Annotated in this window: 22 protein-coding genes; 2 read left to right on the top strand and 20 right to left on the bottom strand. The window is 32.9% G+C overall.

All coding sequences use genetic code 11. The features are described 5' to 3' along the window. Window positions 1-139: 139 nt before the first annotated feature. From A3I1_RS0103805 to metG, 8 genes are all read right to left on the bottom strand, one after another. Window positions 140-850: a 5'-methylthioadenosine/adenosylhomocysteine nucleosidase gene (locus tag A3I1_RS0103805; RefSeq protein ID WP_018369986.1), complete on the bottom strand. Its 711-nt coding sequence runs from the start codon at window positions 848-850 to the stop codon at window positions 140-142. Window positions 851-858: 8 nt separating this feature from the next. Then, entirely contained in the window at window positions 859-1,146 is a 288-nt protein-coding gene (gene macP / locus A3I1_RS0103800) for a cell wall synthase accessory phosphoprotein MacP (RefSeq protein ID WP_018369985.1), read from the bottom strand. Further along, window positions 1,146-1,700: an NUDIX hydrolase gene (locus A3I1_RS0103795; RefSeq protein WP_018369984.1), complete on the bottom strand. Its 555-nt coding sequence runs from the start codon at window positions 1,698-1,700 to the stop codon at window positions 1,146-1,148. The genes macP and A3I1_RS0103795 overlap by 1 nt, the downstream gene beginning before the upstream one ends. An 8-nt stretch (window positions 1,701-1,708) precedes the next feature. After that, window positions 1,709-3,088: a bifunctional UDP-N-acetylglucosamine diphosphorylase/glucosamine-1-phosphate N-acetyltransferase GlmU gene (gene glmU, locus A3I1_RS0103790; RefSeq protein WP_018369983.1), complete on the bottom strand. Its 1,380-nt coding sequence runs from the start codon at window positions 3,086-3,088 to the stop codon at window positions 1,709-1,711. Between the two features lie 59 nt (window positions 3,089-3,147). After that, window positions 3,148-4,113, bottom strand: coding sequence for a Gfo/Idh/MocA family protein (locus A3I1_RS0103785; protein WP_018369982.1), 966 nt, complete (start codon window positions 4,111-4,113; stop codon window positions 3,148-3,150). A gap of 12 nt (window positions 4,114-4,125) precedes the next feature. After that, window positions 4,126-4,824 carry a 3-oxoacyl-ACP reductase gene (locus tag A3I1_RS0103780; protein ID WP_018369981.1) on the bottom strand — a complete coding sequence of 233 codons (699 nt, stop codon included), beginning with the start codon at window positions 4,822-4,824 and terminating at the stop codon, window positions 4,126-4,128. Beyond that, window positions 4,817-5,053, bottom strand: coding sequence for a DUF2829 domain-containing protein (locus A3I1_RS0103775; RefSeq protein ID WP_018369980.1), 237 nt, complete (start codon window positions 5,051-5,053; stop codon window positions 4,817-4,819). The genes A3I1_RS0103780 and A3I1_RS0103775 overlap by 8 nt, the downstream gene beginning before the upstream one ends. Before the next feature lie 116 nt (window positions 5,054-5,169). After that, window positions 5,170-7,158, bottom strand: a complete 1,989-nt coding sequence (gene metG, locus A3I1_RS0103770; protein ID WP_018369979.1) for a methionine--tRNA ligase — start codon at window positions 7,156-7,158, stop codon at window positions 5,170-5,172. 181 nt (window positions 7,159-7,339) lie between these two features. Here metG and A3I1_RS0103765 point away from each other — a divergent pair, with 181 nt between their 5' ends. Continuing rightward, complete coding sequence (locus A3I1_RS0103765; protein ID WP_018369978.1) at window positions 7,340-8,167, top strand: exodeoxyribonuclease III; 828 nt, start codon at window positions 7,340-7,342, stop codon at window positions 8,165-8,167. Window positions 8,168-8,200: 33 nt separating this feature from the next. On the opposite strand, the gene A3I1_RS0103760 is transcribed toward A3I1_RS0103765, so the two are convergent. The 4 genes from A3I1_RS0103760 to serC form a co-directional block, all read right to left on the bottom strand. Next, window positions 8,201-8,554 (bottom strand): arsenate reductase family protein, encoded by a 354-nt coding sequence (locus A3I1_RS0103760; RefSeq protein WP_018369977.1) that lies wholly within the window; start codon window positions 8,552-8,554, stop codon window positions 8,201-8,203. Between the two features lie 97 nt (window positions 8,555-8,651). Continuing rightward, window positions 8,652-9,140: a methylated-DNA--[protein]-cysteine S-methyltransferase gene (locus A3I1_RS0103755; protein ID WP_018369976.1), complete on the bottom strand. Its 489-nt coding sequence runs from the start codon at window positions 9,138-9,140 to the stop codon at window positions 8,652-8,654. A 7-nt stretch (window positions 9,141-9,147) separates the two neighbouring features. Continuing rightward, window positions 9,148-10,326: a 3-phosphoglycerate dehydrogenase family protein gene (locus A3I1_RS0103750; RefSeq protein WP_018369975.1), complete on the bottom strand. Its 1,179-nt coding sequence runs from the start codon at window positions 10,324-10,326 to the stop codon at window positions 9,148-9,150. A gap of 523 nt (window positions 10,327-10,849) precedes the next feature. Then, window positions 10,850-11,944 carry a 3-phosphoserine/phosphohydroxythreonine transaminase gene (serC, locus tag A3I1_RS0103745; protein ID WP_018369974.1) on the bottom strand — a complete coding sequence of 365 codons (1,095 nt, stop codon included), beginning with the start codon at window positions 11,942-11,944 and terminating at the stop codon, window positions 10,850-10,852. A 125-nt stretch (window positions 11,945-12,069) separates the two neighbouring features. Between serC and A3I1_RS0103740 the strand changes: the two genes are divergently transcribed. Beyond that, window positions 12,070-12,708: a copper homeostasis protein CutC gene (locus A3I1_RS0103740; protein WP_018369973.1), complete on the top strand. Its 639-nt coding sequence runs from the start codon at window positions 12,070-12,072 to the stop codon at window positions 12,706-12,708. Between the two features lie 98 nt (window positions 12,709-12,806). On the opposite strand, the gene rsmI is transcribed toward A3I1_RS0103740, so the two are convergent. From rsmI to A3I1_RS0103700, 8 genes are all read right to left on the bottom strand, one after another. Next, window positions 12,807-13,673 (bottom strand): 16S rRNA (cytidine(1402)-2'-O)-methyltransferase, encoded by an 867-nt coding sequence (rsmI, locus tag A3I1_RS0103735; protein ID WP_018369972.1) that lies wholly within the window; start codon window positions 13,671-13,673, stop codon window positions 12,807-12,809. Window positions 13,674-13,678: 5 nt separating this feature from the next. After that, window positions 13,679-13,999: a DNA replication initiation control protein YabA gene (yabA, locus tag A3I1_RS0103730; protein ID WP_018369971.1), complete on the bottom strand. Its 321-nt coding sequence runs from the start codon at window positions 13,997-13,999 to the stop codon at window positions 13,679-13,681. 71 nt (window positions 14,000-14,070) lie between these two features. Continuing rightward, window positions 14,071-14,952: a DNA polymerase III subunit delta' gene (locus A3I1_RS0103725; protein WP_018369970.1), complete on the bottom strand. Its 882-nt coding sequence runs from the start codon at window positions 14,950-14,952 to the stop codon at window positions 14,071-14,073. Window position 14,953: 1 nt separating this feature from the next. Further along, entirely contained in the window at window positions 14,954-15,589 is a 636-nt protein-coding gene (gene tmk, locus A3I1_RS0103720) for a dTMP kinase (protein ID WP_018369969.1), read from the bottom strand. An 85-nt stretch (window positions 15,590-15,674) separates the two neighbouring features. After that, window positions 15,675-16,346, bottom strand: a complete 672-nt coding sequence (locus tag A3I1_RS0103715; RefSeq protein ID WP_018369968.1) for a CBS domain-containing protein — start codon at window positions 16,344-16,346, stop codon at window positions 15,675-15,677. Between the two features lie 133 nt (window positions 16,347-16,479). After that, a complete protein-coding gene (lacB, locus tag A3I1_RS0103710; protein WP_018369967.1) occupies window positions 16,480-16,995 on the bottom strand; it encodes a galactose-6-phosphate isomerase subunit LacB in 516 nt (171 codons plus the stop codon). A 20-nt stretch (window positions 16,996-17,015) separates the two neighbouring features. Continuing rightward, the gene (lacA, locus tag A3I1_RS0103705; RefSeq protein ID WP_018369966.1) at window positions 17,016-17,444 is read right to left on the bottom strand and encodes a galactose-6-phosphate isomerase subunit LacA; all 429 of its coding nucleotides are present in this window, start codon (window positions 17,442-17,444) and stop codon (window positions 17,016-17,018) included. 202 nt (window positions 17,445-17,646) lie between these two features. Then, window positions 17,647-18,402, bottom strand: a complete 756-nt coding sequence (locus A3I1_RS0103700; protein WP_018369965.1) for a DeoR/GlpR family DNA-binding transcription regulator — start codon at window positions 18,400-18,402, stop codon at window positions 17,647-17,649. Between the last annotated feature and the right edge of the window lie 44 nt (window positions 18,403-18,446).

The following is an 18,446-nucleotide window of genomic DNA, read 5'->3' as shown; positions in this document are numbered from 1 at the left end:
CTGATTAAAAACAGTATTATTCCAAAATATTATAACATAAAAAAACGTAAAATGTTAGTATTTTACGTTTTTGATAATAAAAATTTTATTTATTTGTCATTTTTTAGAAATAATGTCATTTTTTAAAAAATTAAGTGGTTTAATTAATATTATTTTCAAAATTTAATTGATTTAAAAAAGCGATTAATACTTTTGCAGATTTTTGACTAGCTTCTTTAATAAATTCAGAAAAAGTAATATTGGCATCATGTGATGCAGTGTCACTAATAGCTCGTACAACTATAAAAGAGCAATTTGCGTTAATAGCTGCTTGTGCTATAGCAGCACCTTCCATTTCAACTGCAAGAGTTTTAGGAAAGTGGTTTAAAATGTCATCTATTTTTTTTTGCCCAGCAATAAAACTATCTCCAGTTGCAATTAGCCCTATCTTAGAAGAGATAGTTTGCTCTTTTAACACTTTTTGAAAAGCTTCAACTAACCAGGGACTTGATTGAAAATAAAGTGGTTGTGAAGCCATTTGACCATACTGATAACCAAAAGCCGTCACATCAACATCATGGTAAACTAAGAAATCTGATACTACAACATCTCCAATTTTTAGTTCTTTAGCAACCGCTCCTGCTGAGCCTGTATTAATAATCACAGATACTCCAAAATGGTCTGCTAAAATAGCAACACTCATGGCACTCATAACCTTACCAATACCACTTTGAACTAAAACCACCTCATGTTGTCCAATTTTACCACAGAAATAGGTTTGATTTAAAATAAGTGTTTCTTTTTTTTCTGTAAGATTATTCACTAAATGTTGCAATTCTTCTGCCATTGCAGCAATAATTCCAATTGTCATTTTTTCTCCTAAATTTTAAAAATAGCGTATATTAATACCAATAGCAGTAGAATAACAATAATCAAAATTAAATTTAATTTCTTACTAAAAGCACGTCGTTTAGCATTTTCAATTCGTCTACTTTTAATCATTTGAAATTGTTTTTCAGACGTTTCATCATCAATCATAAAATCAGAATAATCATCAGAAATAACTGGGATAATTTTGGTATCCTCATTTTCTATCAACTGACTATTCAATGTTTTTTTGACATTCGCACGCCTAATGATGTCATCAGTTAATAAAGGTTTACCCATCATAGTATCCTTTCTTGATTTAATGTTAGAAACTGAATGGCAATAATAGTTTTAGCATCAGTGATTTCTCCAATACTAATCATTTCTTGACATTCTTTCAAACTTAATTCGAGAATTTCAATAGTTTCATCTGGATCTTTTGGTTTTGGTTTTGGTACTTTTTTAAGATTGGTCCCTAAATAGAGTTTTATTTTTTCATTACAAAATCCGATAGCTGTATGAAATTCATGAATAAGTAAAAGATCACCAACATAACCCGTTTCTTCTTCTAATTCACGAAGAGCAGCTTTTTTTTCAGAACCCCCTTCACCAATTTCTAATTTCCCGGCTGGAACCTCATAACTAATCCTTTCAATAGCTTTACGATATTGCTTAACAATAACTAATTTATTTTCTGGTGTTATTGCTAAAACGGCGACTGCCCCCTTATGAAAAACAAGTTCTCGTTTTGACATTCCTAAGCCATTTGGTAATTCAACCTTATCAACTGCAACATCAAAGATATGCCCTTTAAAAATAGTTTCTCTCTCAATTGTCTTTTCAATAAACTCCATAAAAACTCCTATTTCTGACTTGGATGGTGAGGCATTTTAACAGCGTAACCTTCTTTATTAACTTGATGAGCACGACCAATAGCCAAACCATCTTCTGGAACATCTTGATGAATAGTTGAACCCGCAGCTGTTATTGCATTTTCCCCAACAGTCACAGGTGCAATGATAGTTGAATTACTTCCAATAAAAGCATTGTTTTCAATAGTTGTTTCAAACTTATTTTGGCCATCGTAATTAGCAATAATTGTTCCAGCACCAACATTGACATCACTACCAATGGTTGTATTACCTATATAAGTCAAATGACCTGATTTTGTATTAGCTCCAATTGTTGATGCTTTAACCTCAACAAAATTACCAATGTGGACATTGTTTAAAAGATGTGATTGTGGTCGAATATGGGCATATGGACCAACAGTCACATTGTCTTCTATAACGGACTCTTCAATCATAGAAGTTGTTATAGTCACATTTTTACCAATAGTGGCATCCACTAGATAGCTGCCATTAGTAATTTTACTTGCTTGCCCTACTTTAGTTTTTCCTTTTAGCGTAACATTTGCCTCTAAAATAACTTCTGATGATAAAGAAACATCAATATCAATATAAGCCGTCTTAGGATCAACAAAAGAAACACCATTAACCATATGATGATGATTAATTCTTTGTCGCATAACTTCTTCTGCCTTTGATAAAGCAACACGATCATTGACACCTAAACTCTCATCGAAATCACGAAGTTTATAAGCACCAACTTTTTCACCTAATTGTTTAAAAATACCAATAACATCTGTCAAATAATATTCTCCCTGAGCATTATTTGTAGTGATGTTTTTTAAAGCTTCAAACAGACGTTTATTATCAAAAACATAAGTTCCTGTATTGATTTCTTTGACTTGTTGTTCAAAATCAGAGGCGTCTTTTTGCTCAACAATTTTAGTGACTTCATCATTTTGATTACGGATAATACGTCCATAGCCAAAAGGGTTTTTTGCTTCAGCAGTTAAAATAGTGGCAACATTTTTATGATTACTATGAAAATCAACAAGATTTTTTAAACTTTGGCCAGTAATTAAAGGTGTATCACCAGCAATAACGAGGGTCTGACCGTCAAGTCCAGCCAACTCTTCTTCAGCCATCATAACAGCATGACCTGTTCCTAATTGCTCTTTTTGTAGAACAAAGTGCGATTGTTCTTCCAGTACTTTCTTCACTAATTCAGCCATATGGCCAATAATTGTTACTTTTTTTTCGGGATTGATAGCAGCAACACTTCTAAACACATGTTCCACCATTGAGATACCTGCCACCTGATGAAGTACTTTAGGTAGGTCTGATTTCATACGAGTACCTTTCCCAGCGGCTAAAATAATTGCATAATTTGTCATTTCTTTTCCTCGCAATACTTTTTAAAATCACTCCATTATAGCATATTTAGCAACTGTTGTTAAACAGTTGTTAAATATGCTTGTTCAAGCACTTTCATCACTTGTTGACTATGTTTAAGTCTTTGTTTTGCTTCTTTAAAATCTTTTAAACGAATGATTTCTTCAAATGCAACAAATTCAGACCATAGACGAGGTTGATTAAGATTTTTATTAATAAGGCTTGTTTTTTCTTCGTTTAGCGTTAGAGCAACGGATGGAATGATACTTGTGGGACCGTTAATTTCAAGATAACCTTTATTTCCTTGAATAGTTGTTTTGCAATCAGCACTTGAGTCTTTAGAACCGACACAAGAGACTTTAAATGTTTGATAATCTAACAGTAAGATACCTGATGTGTCAATACCGTTTTCCATATTTGCTAGGTAATGAACTGATTTGGGCAAGCCAAATAAACCAACCACAAAATGAATATTATAGATATTTAAATCACGAAGAGCACCACCACCTTTTTCAGGGTCAAAAACTGGAGCAATCTCCCCCTTTTTAAAAGCGTCATATCGTGAAGAATATTGAGAAAAATTACAGGTTATAATTTTAATATCCCCTAATTTTGACAATGATTCTTTAATATAAGAATAATTTTCCAAATATTGATTGGTAATAGCCTCTAATAAAATGAGTTGTCTTTTATTTGCTATTTGAGAAAGCTCTTCTAGTTGTTGTGCAGTCATTGTAAAAGGTTTCTCACAAATGACATGCTTATTAGCCATCAAAGCTTCTTTGACAAATGGATAGTGAAGATGGTTGGGCAAAGCAATATAAACAGTGTCTACCATTTCACTATCTAAAGCATCACGATAATGACTTGTATATGTTTTGATACCATAGTCTTGTGATAATTCTTCTGCTAGTTTGATACTACGAGAAGTAGAGACTATCATTTCTAAAAGAATACCATCAATTGTTTTTAGAACAGGTAGGACTTCTTTGACAATCATACCTGTTCCAATAATTGCTAATTTCATTGCAAACTCCTTTTATTTCAAACTCCATCCACCATCAATTGTAACAATTTCTCCTTGCATGGCAGAAGCTTTTCCTGAGGCCAAAAATAAACTCAATTCTGCTACTTCTTCGGGTAAAATCCAACGTTTGATTGGTGTTTCATTGGCTACCCACTCTGATAATCCTTCTTGCTCAAAATCCGACTTTGTCATTGCTGTTTTAACTGCTCCAGGAGCAATACCAAAAATGGATATATTTTCTTTAGCATAATCAAGAGCTAATTGTTTAGTGAAACCTGCTAATGCATGTTTTGAAGAAGTATAAGCAACTCCTCCACCCCCAGCTAAAAAAGAGGCAATCGAACACATTGTTATGATGCAACCAGATTGTTTTTCAACCATTTTCTCCAAATAAAAAGAGGTAACATTAACAACAGCAAAAAAATTAGTCGCAAAAACGTCTTCTATTTCTTGTTTATTTGTTTCTAATAAAGGTTTGTAGTCATCTAAAATACCAGCTGTCAAGCATAAAATATCGACCTCTTTCACATTTGTAAATAAAGCAGTTAGATCTTTACTGATATCTATTTGCAAAAAATCAAAGTTTCCATCTAGTTTTTGAGCAGGATTTTTATCAACACCATAAACATGATAACCTTCTTTTAAAAACAATCTTGCTTGCTCATAACCGATACCACTGGAGACACCTGTAATTAAAACGGTCTTAGTCATTGACTTCAATCCAATCTGTGGCTAAAACGTCACACGGTGTTGGACTCCACATTGAAAATCCTTCACTTTCTCCTGAGACATTAATTAAAAAGTAGGGTGTTACCTTTAAAAATTGTCCATCTTGTTCAAGACTATCAAATAATTGAACATAATTTTCAGAACCACCCCAGCCTTTTCTAACATATTTTTTCTTTTCTTTTAAGCCCGGTAAAATTTCTTCAAATGTCATAATGTCCTCCTTTATTCTATTTTCATTATATCATAAAAGATACCTTTTCTTTTTTTTGAATATAGTTATTTAGATAGTAAAAAAAGAGAACATGGTTATGTTCTCTTTTAACATGATTAACCAATTTGACTACCATTTGGTACCTTCTGATTCACAGTTAGTATGGTTAGTTGACCATCGTGTTCTGCTGACAAAATCATTCCTTGGCTCAGTAATCCCATCATCTTACGTGGTTTGAGATTAGCAACAATTTGTAGCTTTTGTCCAATTAACTTTTCTGGATTAGGATAATACTTAGCAATTCCCGAAAGAATTTGACGGTCTTCTCCATCACCAGCATCTAGTCTAAATTGTAATAATTTATCAGAACCTGGTACTTTTTGAACGTCCTTCACTTCGGCAACGCGAATTTCTACCTTATCAAAGACATCAAATTTGATGACATCTTTTTCATTTACTAACTCTACCTCAGCAGGATCCCAAGGTTTTTCTGTGACTTGTTTTCCTGACATTTGTTCTTTAATATAGGCAATTTCTTCTTCCATGTCAAGTCTTGGGAAAAGTGGCTCACCTTTTTTAACAACGGTTAGGTTAGCTGGCAAACTCTCCAATGAAATAGTGGCTAGATGATAAATATTGTCAAGACCAAGTTGGGTCATAATACCAGTAGCAGTTGTCATCATAAATGGTTGAATAAGGTGGGCAACAACTCGTAAACTTGCTGCTAAGTGACTCATCACACCTGCTAACTCTTGTGTTTTTTCTTCTTTTGCAAGAATCCAAGGTGTCGTTTCATCGATATATTTGTTGGTTTTAGCAATAATCTGCCAAATACTGTCAAGAACTCTTGGAAAATCGACTGCTTCCATATGGTGATGATAAGCTTTGATATTTTCTGCTACTACTTCAGCAAGTGAAGCATCAAATGCTGTCACATTTTCTTGGTAGCTAGGAATATGCCCATCAAAATATTTATTAATCATGGCTACAGTGCGGTTGAGAAGGTTTCCTAAATCATTGGCTAATTCATAGTTGATACGCCCAACATAATCTTCTGGTGTGAAGGTTCCATCACTGCCAACAGGTAGACTTCTCATCAAATAATAACGTAAGGCATCTAATCCATAACGCTCTACTAGCATTTCAGGGTAGACAACATTACCTTTTGATTTTGACATTTTACCATCTTGCATGACAAACCAGCCATGAGCAATAAGACGTTTTGGCATTGGTAAATCAAGAGCCATGAGAAGAACTGGCCAATAGATAGAGTGAAAACGCAAAATATCCTTTCCTAGCATATGGATATCTGCTGGCCAAAATTGATCAAAATATTTGGTATCAGAAGCTCCATAACCAAGTGCAGAAATATAATTACTCAAGGCATCAATCCAGACATAGACAATGTGCTTAGGATTAGAAGGCACTTTAACACCCCAGGTAAAGGAAGTACGTGATACTGCCAAATCTTCTAACCCAGGCTCGATAAAGTTTTTCAACATTTCATTCATGCGACCATGTGGCTGGATAAATTCTGGGTGTTCTTGATAGAAAGCAACCAAGCGATCAGCATATTTGCTCAAACGTAAGAAGTAAGATTCTTCAGAAACCCACTTGACTTCGTGTCCGCTTGGAGCAATTCCTCCGATAACCTTACCATCAGCATCATGAAATACTTCTGCTAATTGATTTTCTGTAAAAAATTCTTCGTCAGATACAGAATACCAACCCGAGTATTCTCCAAGATAGATATCATCTTGAGCTAATAAACGCTCAAAAATTTGAGCCACAACAGCTTCATGGTCTTTATCGGTTGTTCTAATAAATTTATCATAAGAAATATCCAGTAAATGCCATAATTGTTTGACATCTTCAGCCATTTCATCAACATAAGTTTGAGGTGTTTTATCAACTTCTGAAGCTTTTTCTTGAATTTTTTGACCGTGTTCATCAAGACCTGTTAAATAAAAAACATCATAACCCATAAGGCGTTTATATCGAGCCAAAACATCAGAAGCAATTGTGGTATAGGCTGAACCAATATGGAGTTTGCCACTTGGATAGTAAATCGGTGTAGTAATATAAAATGATTTTTTGTCAGTCATTTCTAGTTCCTTTCTGCGCAAATGAAACGCATATCATTATTTTTTAATTATACCATAAAAGAATTGCTACGATAAGGTTTTTATATGTTTTACTATTATATCACCAAGCTTTTTCAATTAGTCGCAGAAATGCATTTGTTTTGATATAATAAATACACTAAATAATGAAAAGGAAAAAATGATGAAATTAATCTCTTGGAATATTGACTCTTTGAATGCCGCTTTAACTAGCGACTCTAACCGTGCCATTTTATCACGTCAAGTCATTGATACCTTGGTTGCTGAAAATGCCGATATTATTGCTATTCAGGAAACTAAACTATCAGCTAAAGGGCCAACAAAAAAACATCTTGAACAATTAGATTTCTACTTCCCAAATTATACCAATACTTGGCGTTCTTCTGTAGAACCTGCAAGAAAAGGGTATGCAGGAACCATGTTTCTATATAAATCAGAACTGACACCAAATATTACTTTCCCAAAAATTGGTGCTCCATCAACGATGGACAGTGAGGGACGTATTATAACTTTGGAATTTGAAGACTACTTTGTCACTCAAGTCTACACACCTAATGCAGGTGATGGACTAAAACGTTTAACTGACAGGCAAGAATGGGATAGATATTACGCCGATTATTTAGTCTCACTCGATCAACAAAAACCTGTTTTAGCGACAGGCGATTATAATGTTGCTCATAAAGAAATTGACCTTGCTAATCCTAGCAGTAATCACCAATCCCCTGGCTTTACTAATGAAGAAAGAGAAGGCTTTACTAATCTTTTAGCCAAAGGCTTTGTAGACACCTTTAGACATCTTCACGGGGATATCCCTGATGTTTATACCTGGTGGGCACAACGCAGTAAAACCAGTAAAATCAATAATACTGGCTGGAGAATTGACTATTGGTTAACAAGTCAAAGACTGGCAGATAAAATTAAGAAATCAGAAATGATTGACTCAGGTAGTCGTCAGGACCATACGCCCATTGTCTTAGAAATTGATATATAAAAAACAGGGAGTTTGCTCCCTGTTTTTTATTCTCTATAAGTCTAATTCTTTATAGCTCTTACGATAACCGATTTGTAACACCTGATTATCCTTTATTAACAAAGGGCGCTTGATTAACATGCCATCGCTTGATAACAAATCGACCGCCTCATCAATTGTCAACTGCTGAAGTTTGTCTTTTAGTCCTAAAGAACGATAACTCAGACCACTTGTATTGAAAAAAGATTTCAAAGGTATCCCACTGTATAAAATCCATTGCTTCAACATTTTAGCACTTGGTGGTGTTTCTTTAAGATTAATCTCATAAAACTCACTACCAAGTGCAGTTAATTCAGTTTTTGCTTTACGACAAGTACTACATTTAGGATACTCATAAAAGGTTAACATTGTTATCTCCTTTCGATTATTTTATAATGTGCTAAATTAATTTGGCAAATTAGATTTTCTTGTTAAAAAAACCTTCATTCTTAACATTTTCATTATTTTAAGTGATAAATGTTATTGTTTCATGTTCTAAGAGCCAACATTTTTTATCTAATCCACCTGCATAGCCTGAGAGTTTTCCTGCACTAGATAAAACTCGGTGGCAAGGAATGACAATAGAAAAAGGATTTCTACCAATAGCTGTCCCAACTGCTTGAGGTGACTTACAATCTAGTTGCTTGGCTAATTCACCATAGGTCGTTGATTCTCCATACGGTATTCTTCTAAGGGCTTTCCAAACTTTCTTTTGAAACGACGTTCCGTTAATGATTAGAGGAAGATTTTTTGCTGAAGGATTTCCACCTGAAAAATAATCATTCAACCAGTCAACCACAAGTTCAATCGCTTCAGTTGAACCTTCAATCGGTTTTTCAAAAACACCTTGCTCAAAATAGTTTTGCTCTAAAAACCAAATACCTATCACACCTTTTTTATTAGCTATAATAGACATATCTCCCAAGGGAGAATGATAGATTTGTTTAACTAACATAAAGTCTTTACTCTTTATTTTCAATTAAGCGAACACGAATAATATTGTCATTAGCTTCAAAGATACTAACTAGCTTGTCTACCTTTTTTTTATCACTTTCTCCTAAGTCAATAAGAGTATAAGCGAAATCTCCTTTTGATCGATTAATGATATTGTCGATATTAATTGATTCTTTTGATACTGCTGCAGAAATTTCAGCAACCATGTTAGGAACATTTTTATTAATGAGAGTGATGCGGTAAGGTGATTTTAAAGCCTGATGAACATTGGGGAAATTAACAGAATTGGTAATCTCTCCAGTTTCTAAAAACTGGCGAATCGTTTGGCTGGCCATAATAGCACAATTTAATTCAGCTTCTTGTGTTGAACCTCCTACATGAGGAAAAACAGTAATTTGTTCTTTGTTTAGTAAGTCTTCATTGCCAAAATCAGTCACATAATGTTTAATAGTTCCCGATGAAATAGCTTTAAAGAGTGCTTCTTGATCTACCAGTTCAGCACGTGCAAAATTAATGAGTGTTGTGCCTTTTGGCATCATGGCAAATGTTTCTTTATTGAAAGTATTTTTAGTATCAGAAGTAAGAGGAACATGGATAGTAATGTAGTCTGCTTGTGTTAAGATATCCTTTATGTCTGAAACTCTTTTAACATGACTAGAAATACTCCAAGCTGTTTCAATGGAAACATAAGGGTCATAGCCTAAAACCTTCATCCCTAAACGTCTGGCATCATTAGCAATACGAGCTCCAATAGCTCCTAGACCGATAACACCTAATGTTTTACCAGAAATTTCAGACCCAGCAAATTGACTTTTACCGGCTTCAATTTGTTTAGGAACATCATCTCCAGAAAGCGTATTGACCCATTGATTTGCTGAGATATAATCACGTGCTGATAATAAGAGAGCTGTAATAACAGACTCTTTAACAGCATTAGCATTGGCACCTGGGGTATTAAAAACCACAATCCCTTTTGCAGTTGCTTCATCAATTGGAATATTATTTGTACCTGCACCTGCACGTGCAATCGCTGTTAGTGATTCTGGAAAGGGATAATCATGTAAGTTTTGACTACGAAGAATGAAAGCATCCTCTTGTTTTCCTTCACTATTAACTTCAAAATCTGATCCCAATTCTTTCAAGCCTATTGGATTAATATTGTTAAATGTTTTAATGTTGTATTTCATTTTTTCTCCCTAACTAATGGATATTATAAACGATTATTGTTTACTTTAGTTTTTTGATAAGCATGACACTCACCATTTATAGGTCTTTTTCCTTGATCGTTAAAACCCAAATTATTTGATATATGTTGCATAATCTTATTTTTTCATGAGTATCACATCTAAAATTGCTCGCTTCAAAACCAATTAAACCTTCCAGTAATGTTTGAGCAATTTGGGTTCTCTATAAGATTTAACATTTGCCAGATAATGAAAAGTAATATTGTCCTTATTTTGATTCAACGACCTGACATTACAAATAGTTTCATAAGCAGCCTATTTACCTTCTATCACATCTACATAACTAGCAATAAAATAAACAACAAAAATAACATATCTTTGGTCTTTTATGATCTCTTCAATGTTAATCTTTTTGTTTAAGTAGTCTTTTTACCACTGATTGTTACCGCTTTTTACTAAAATGTTTTGGCGTCTGCTATAGTGACCATGATACTTTCTATTTCATTTGAAAAAGCTAATCTAATAATCATGCCCTATTTGCTTCTTCAAATGCTTTCATAAAGTCTATTAAAGCGTAGACACCTTCTTTAGGAAAAGCATTATATAAACTAGCTCTCATCCCTCCAACACTACGATGGCCTTTAATATTTTTAAAACCTGCCAAATCGGCTTCTTGATTAAATTTATCATCTAGTACTTTATTTGGCGTTGTGAATGGAATATTGGAGAGAGATCGATTTTCTTTGTTTAAAACAGGATTCTGATAAAAGTCAGATTGGTCAATAAAGTCATATAAAAGAGACGATTTTTCTTGATTTTGTTTTGTCATTTCAGTGACACCTCCAAGATCTTTTAACCATTCAAAGACCAATTTTGCCATATATATACTAAAGGTTGGAGGAGTATTGTAAAGAGACTGACTATCAGCTTGAATACGATAATCCAACATACTTGATAGGACGGGTTCTGTATTTAGCAAATCCTCACGAATAATCACAATAGTTACACCTGCTGGACCAATATTTTTTTGGGCACCTGCATAAATCATACCAAAATCAGAAACTTGATAAGGGAATGCTAAAATGTTTGAACTCATATCTGCAATAATGGGAACACCATTTGTATCTGGTAACTCATAAATAGCAGTTCCTTCGATGGTATTATTAGTCGTTAAATGAAGATAAGCAGCATCTGATTCAATATCTTTAGCACTAATTTCAGGAATATGATTAAAACCGTCTTTTTCTGAAGAAGCTAATAAAATTGGTTCAAACGGAATTGTTTTAGAAAGCTTAACAGCTTCACTATAAGCCTTTTTCCCCCAAGATCCTGCAACAAGATAATAAGCTTTCTTGCCTTTGGCTAAATTCAAGGGTATCATTGAAAATTGAGTCGAGGCGCCACCTTGTAAAAAGAGAACCTTGTAATTATCAGGAATTGTCATTAATTCTCTTAATGATTGCTCAGCATCTTTAATTATTTGATCAAAAGCTTTAGAACGATGGGACAGTTCCATAACACTCATTTGTGTATTAGCATAGTTTAAAAACTCATCTTGTGCTTTTTTTAGCACGCTTTTAGGTAAAACAGCAGGACCCGCTGAAAAGTTATATATCGTCATCTGATAGCCTCCATAAAAAATTGCTTCTATTATACCATAATTTTCAGAAAATTCAAAACTATTTTACTTTTTAAAAAACTAAAATTTCATGTTATAATAACTTTAATAAAAAAAGGAGAAAATCAATGATTATTAAAGAATTTTGTGCTGAAAATTTAACCGATTTACCAAAACTAGTTGGGACTGATATTACTCGTATTGAGCTGTGCGATAATTTAGCCCAAGGAGGGACAACTCCTAGTTATGGTGTCATTAAAGAAGCATGTCGTTACCTACACGATAATAATATTACTGTGGCAACCATGATTCGTCCACGAGGTGGTAATTTTGTTTATAACGATACTGAAATCAGAGTTATGGAAGATGATATTTTAAAAGCTGTCGAGTTAGAAAGTGATGCTCTTGTTTTTGGAATGCTCACTAAAGATAATGAGATTGATATTGATGGTATCGAACAACTCTTACCTGCTTGTCAAGGAGTTGATAAGGTCTTTCATATGGCCTTTGATTTAATTCCTGAGGATAAACAAAAAAAAGCTATTGATATATTAATTGAACTTGGATTTGTTCGCATTTTATTACATGGTAGTAAAGAGCGTGGTGACATTTTTAATAATGTTAATCATTTATTGGAATTAATTGCTTATGCTGATAACCGTATTGAAATTCTCTTAGGTGGAGGCGTTTCAGATAAAAACTATAAACAGTTACTTAGTTTAACAAAAACAAATCAAGTGCATGGCACTGGGCTTCTTGTCAATTAATAAAAAATTTGTTTCACTTAAATCAAAAAAGCACTTAGATTATATTGTGCTGCGTCCAAAAAGTTGGATACAGTTCAAAAATTAAGTGCTTTTTAGTTTTATTCATTTAATTGATGATACCTATTATAAACATCCTGACGATTTATTTGATGATCTTTTGCTATTTTTTTAATAGCTTGATTAGGCTTAAGTCCATCATTTATCAAAAGTTCAACCATTTTTGCTATATCTAGATTTTCGATTGCCACTTCACCAACAATTTCTTTAGCACCTGAAACAATCACTAGGCACTCTCCTTTTAAAGGATTTTTTTCAATAAATTCTATAACCTCTTTGAGAGAACCTCTTTGATACTCTTCAAATAATTTTGTTAATTCACGAACCACTACCACCTGTCTATTACCATAAACACTTAACATTGTTGTTAATGTTTCTTTGACACGATAAGGGGATTCATAAAAAATTTGTGTTTCTGGGTAATGCAGTTTTTGTTGAAAAAAAGCTTTTTGTTGGGAAATTTTCCTTGGAAGAAAACCATAAAAAATATGTGGTTGAGGAGCTAAACCACTAGCAATAAGGGCAGTTATTCCAGCGCTAGCTCCAGGTAAAGCAACAACATTAATATTTTTTTCAATCGCAGCAACTACTAAATCATGCCCGGGATCTGAAATACTTGGAAGCCCCGCATCAGATACTTGAGCGATTGACTTACCTGATTCTAAAAGAGCAATTAAATCAGGTGTTTTACGAAAAGCATTATGCTCATGAAAACTTGTTTGTCTGGTTGAAATATTAAAGTGCTTCAATAATATTCCAGTGTTTCTTGTATCCTCAGCAGCAATAAGGTCAACCGTTTTTAAAATAGACAGACTTCTAAAAGTCATATCTTCTAAATTACCAATTGGTGTTGCAACTAAATACAAAGTACCAAATTGAGATTTTTTAAAACTTTTTTGTATTTGCATTGCTATCACTCTCTATATAATAATTCCATACAAAAAACACAATCAGCATTAGCTTCGCGATGTTGACCATAAAAGGTATTACAAACATGAAAACCTTCATCATATATTTTTTCAAGGTGATTTCTACTTTTTTTAGAAATTGTCGCACTAGCTATGACTTTAGTATGCTCTAATTGCTCTTTCAATTGATGGTTTTGAAGCCGCAATCTGGTATTTTCTTCAGACATTTCTCTAACTGTTTTTTTTAAAGCCTCAACATCAGCTATTGATAACAACAAATCTTGAGATATCTCATCAAAATGTTCTAATAAATTTTTTTTATCCATTAATTGTCATTTCCTTTTAGACCTTGTTTTCATTACTTAAATAATTTCATTTTGAAGTGTTGTAAAACCTACTAATCAGCCAATACCATAAATTCTAAAGCATTTTGAAAGCTAACATTTGCTTGCCACATCTTTTGTGCTCTATGAATTTTTTTTAACAAATCATCTTTTTTGAAAAGGTCATCGACATCACTTAAAAGTAATACCATTAGCTTGAAAGTTAGGAGTTGTTCATCTTTTTCTTGAATTTTCTCACTTAATTTAGCAATTCTTAAATAGACCTTTGGATGATTAGCTATTAAAGAACTTACTAGTAACTCGATTTCTTTCATATTGTCTAACCACTTTTGATTTTTTGATAAAGTTTCAGCCTCAAAAAGAGTTGAAGTAAGTTCAGCCAACTTTATAGCTTGGCTAGGAAGTACTTCTAAAGATTCTAAATAATTCTTAATATAGTCACTGTTTTTTCTAAAGTAAAAAATTTGGCATCTACTTCTAATTGTAGGTAATATCTTATTTGCATCCGATGTCATTAGAATGATATAAACATCTTTATTAGGATTTTCGATAAATTTTAAAAGACTATTAGCCGCGTTGAGATGCATTTTTTCAGCTTCTTTGATAATAAAAATTTGCCTTTTTCCTTCAATACCGGAAAAAGAAAAATCATGAATAAAATTGCGAACTACCTCTGTTTTAATCATATTTCCTGATGGCTCAATAATTTTTAAATCTAAAAACTCTTGAACATCAATCAATCGGCAAGAACGACAAAGCAAACAAGGTTGATTGTCTTTTGAAAGATTGGTACAAAATAAACTCTTTGCTACATAAATTGCCATCTCAAAACTGGCAAACTCCCCTGAAAAAAGATAAGCATGGCTAAGACATTGTTTTTTTAAAATTGTTTTGAAATAATCAAAAATTTTTGGCTGCTGTTCTTCAAGGTTCATATCACAACTCCAAAAAATTTTCTAAGATAGCCTGTGTTTCTTTAATGACATTTTCTAAAGCTTGTGAGGCATCAATCACTTTAAAACGATTAGGTTCTTGTTTTGCTATTGATAAATAGCCTTGTCTAACACGTTTATGCATGTCAAGCTTTTCTAAGTCTAAACGATTCACTTCGCGATTATGGTTTTTTTGAATTCTACCTAGACCAGCTTCTGAAGATAAATCAAATAAAAATGTTAAATCAGGCTTAATACCATCAGTAGCATAATGATTTAACCAATCAACATCTGAAATTGAAATTCCACGTCCATAACCTTGATAGGCAACCGAACTATCAATAAAACGATCAATTAAAACTAGGTTACCTTTTACTAATTCAGGTAAAATTTTTTCTACCAAATGTTGGCGTCTTGCCGCAGCGTAAAGAAGCAATTCTGTCTTACTGTCCATACTTGTATGTTTAACATCTAAAATGATATGTCGAATTTTTTCAGCAATTTCTACACCACCAGGTTCTCTTGTCATAATAACTTGTCCAGTAAATTTTTTTTGCAATACTGGTAACAAAGACTCTAAAACGGTTGTCTTACCTGCACCATCCGGACCTTCAAATGAAATAATTTTTCCTGTACGCATATGTCATCCTTAATTTTTTATTATTTCCATTTTATCAAAAAAAACATTAAAAAGACACTGCTATTTTCTAACAGTGTTTTATTTTTTAAAGTAATTTTTTTTCTGATGTTTTAATAATGGACTCCACTTCAATAGCAAATGGATGTAATTTATCATTTAATTTTTTTCTTAATGTCTCAATATCAAAGGTACCTTCAATTTGAACCTCAATAACAACTTTATCTAATCCTTTGTTTGCCTCAACAGTACGACCAATATTGAGATTTTCTTCTGAGATAGCTTGAATGATTTTAGCTAATACACCAACTTTGTTATCAGCAATAATACGAATTCGAACACCCTCAACACCATAGCCAGAAACTTCTAGAAAGGTTTTAAAAACATCTTTATCTGTAATAATCCCAACTAATTGATTATCCTCTAAAACAGGTAAAACACCTATCTTATTAGTCATCATTAAATAAATAGCATCTTCTAAACTTGCTTTTGGATCAATCGTTATTACTTCTTTGACCATTACATCTTTTATTAGTGTTTTATTTAACAAATAATTCATTTCATAAATAGATAAAACCGTTGCTTTAGAAGGTCTTGCATCAGCTAGAGTCCCTTCAGTAACCAAACCGACTAATTGACCATTTTCTACAACAGGCAAACGACGAAAGTTTTTTTCTCTCATTAAATCTGCAGCCTGAGCAACTGTTGTATTTGGTGATACATGAATCACATCATCCGTCATGAAATCTCTTACAGCCATAATGTTCCTCCTTATGATTATGCCATTATTATACCATAGATGTGGTGTTTTTGGTAAAAAATGACAAAACTATAAAAACTATAAATAAGTTAAATGGTGGCCGATAACTTATTCATAGTTTTGTTAACATTAATTAATCGTGATATTCTCCTCGATCCCACTTTTCTAAAAACTCTTCAAAAAAATTGGGGTCTGATTGATCTTTGTTGATATTTTCAACATGTGCAATTTTTGCAATTAATTTTTTGTTTTCTGGTGTCTCTTTATATTCAGCATTAATAAATGCTTCAATAATATCATTCATCAAAAGTCCGCCAGTGATTTTACCGCCAAAGCCGATAACATTTGCGTTCAATTCTTCTTTAGCATATAAGGCAGTTGTCATATCGCGTACTAAGGCAGATCTAATACCAGGAACTTTATTAACAGCATTATTAATGCCTACACCTGTTCCACAAATACAAACACCTAAATCAGCTTCTCCACTAGCAACTGCTTCTCCAACTTTCTTTCCAAAAATAGGATAGTGAGTCCGAGTAGTATCATAAGTCCCAAAATCTAGCACTTCATGACCAAGACTTTTTAAGAAGTTGGAAACTTCAATTTTTTCATAAGTAACAATATGGTCACATCCAATTGCAATCTTCATTTTATATCACCTTTCTTTAATTATCCCATTTTATTAAGCATATCAACACGAATTTGATGGCGTCCGCCATCATAAGAACCTGTAACAAAGCCTTTCACAATATTTCTTGCTAGTTCACGACCAACAATTTCAGCCCCCATAGTAATCATGCGAGCATTATTATGACCTCTTGTCATATAGGCAGATCGTTCATCTGAAACTTCAGCACAAACCATTCCTTTGATTTTTGTACCAACCATGAAACTTCCAGCACCATAAGCATCAATTGCAATCCCTAAATTATTGTCTGATTTTTGAACTTCTTGGGCAACAGCTAGAGTTGTTTCAACAAAATCTTTATCAGAAGCTTCATTAACATCAAAAATATCGTAATCGTTACTAATAAGATAGTCTTTAACGATTTCTTTAAGTTCTTTTCCTGCTGAATCAGCACCAATTACAATAGTCATATTTTTCTCCTCATCAATTGATATATCTTTAAAAAGTTTTTGAATAGATATATTATTCCATATCTTGATTATAACTCTAAATAAACAAAAAGTCAACATATAATGTTGACTTTTTGTTGTTTTATCTTAGATTTTAACTTTATTTACCATAAAACTTTAATTTTAGTTATTTATTTTTAATAATCAACATTTTATGTTTTATTTATTGAATAATTTCAGTATACGCTCTTAATCGTCTCATTGTTTCTGTTTCATGATCATCCATAATAATTCCAGTAATATTTGTCAAAGAGGCAAAAGTTGTAAAGTCCTCTTTACCAATTTTTGAAGAATCAATTAAAAGATAACGCTCAATAGAGTGGCTTAGAGCTAGTTTTTGAGTGTAAGCTTCTGAAACCGAGGAGGTCATTACTGATTTTCCCTTAACACCATTGGCACTAAAAAACATTTTACTAAAATGCATTCTCTCTAAAGTAGTGTTAGTTATATCGCCAACAAAAGACTCAGTTATTTCTCTCATCTCACCACCTAAAAGAAATACTTGAAAAGAAGGTGATGTTTTTTGAAATAAAATATTAAAAACTGGCCAACAATTAGTAACAATTGACAAAGATTTATGAGTAATTTCTTCTGCTAATAATGAAATTGTTGTTCCTGGACCTAAAAAAATAGTATCTCCTTCTTCAATTAAAGAGGCTGCCTTTTGAGCAATTAAACGTTTAGCTTCAACATTTTGTGTGTTTTTTTCACGGTGAGAAATTTCTCTGTATTGAAAAGCTGTATTACTTCTAGCTGCACCGTGTAGCTTTGTTAAAACTCCCTGCTCTTCTAGTTCAGCTAAATCTCTTCTAACAGTCATATCGGTGACATGTAGTTTTTTAACAATTTCAGAGATTCTCATGGTTCCTTTTTGATTAACCATCTTTGTGATTTCTTCTAATCGTTGATATTTTTTCATTTTGCTTACCCCCTATTCTACCTTTTTATTATATAGCCTTATGT

It is taken from the genome of Streptococcus marimammalium DSM 18627, assembly GCF_000380045.1.
Taxonomy (GTDB): Bacteria; Bacillota; Bacilli; order Lactobacillales; family Streptococcaceae; genus Streptococcus; species Streptococcus marimammalium.
The sequence above is the reverse complement of the archived record's forward strand: the minus strand, read 5'-3'. Positions and strand labels throughout refer to the sequence as shown.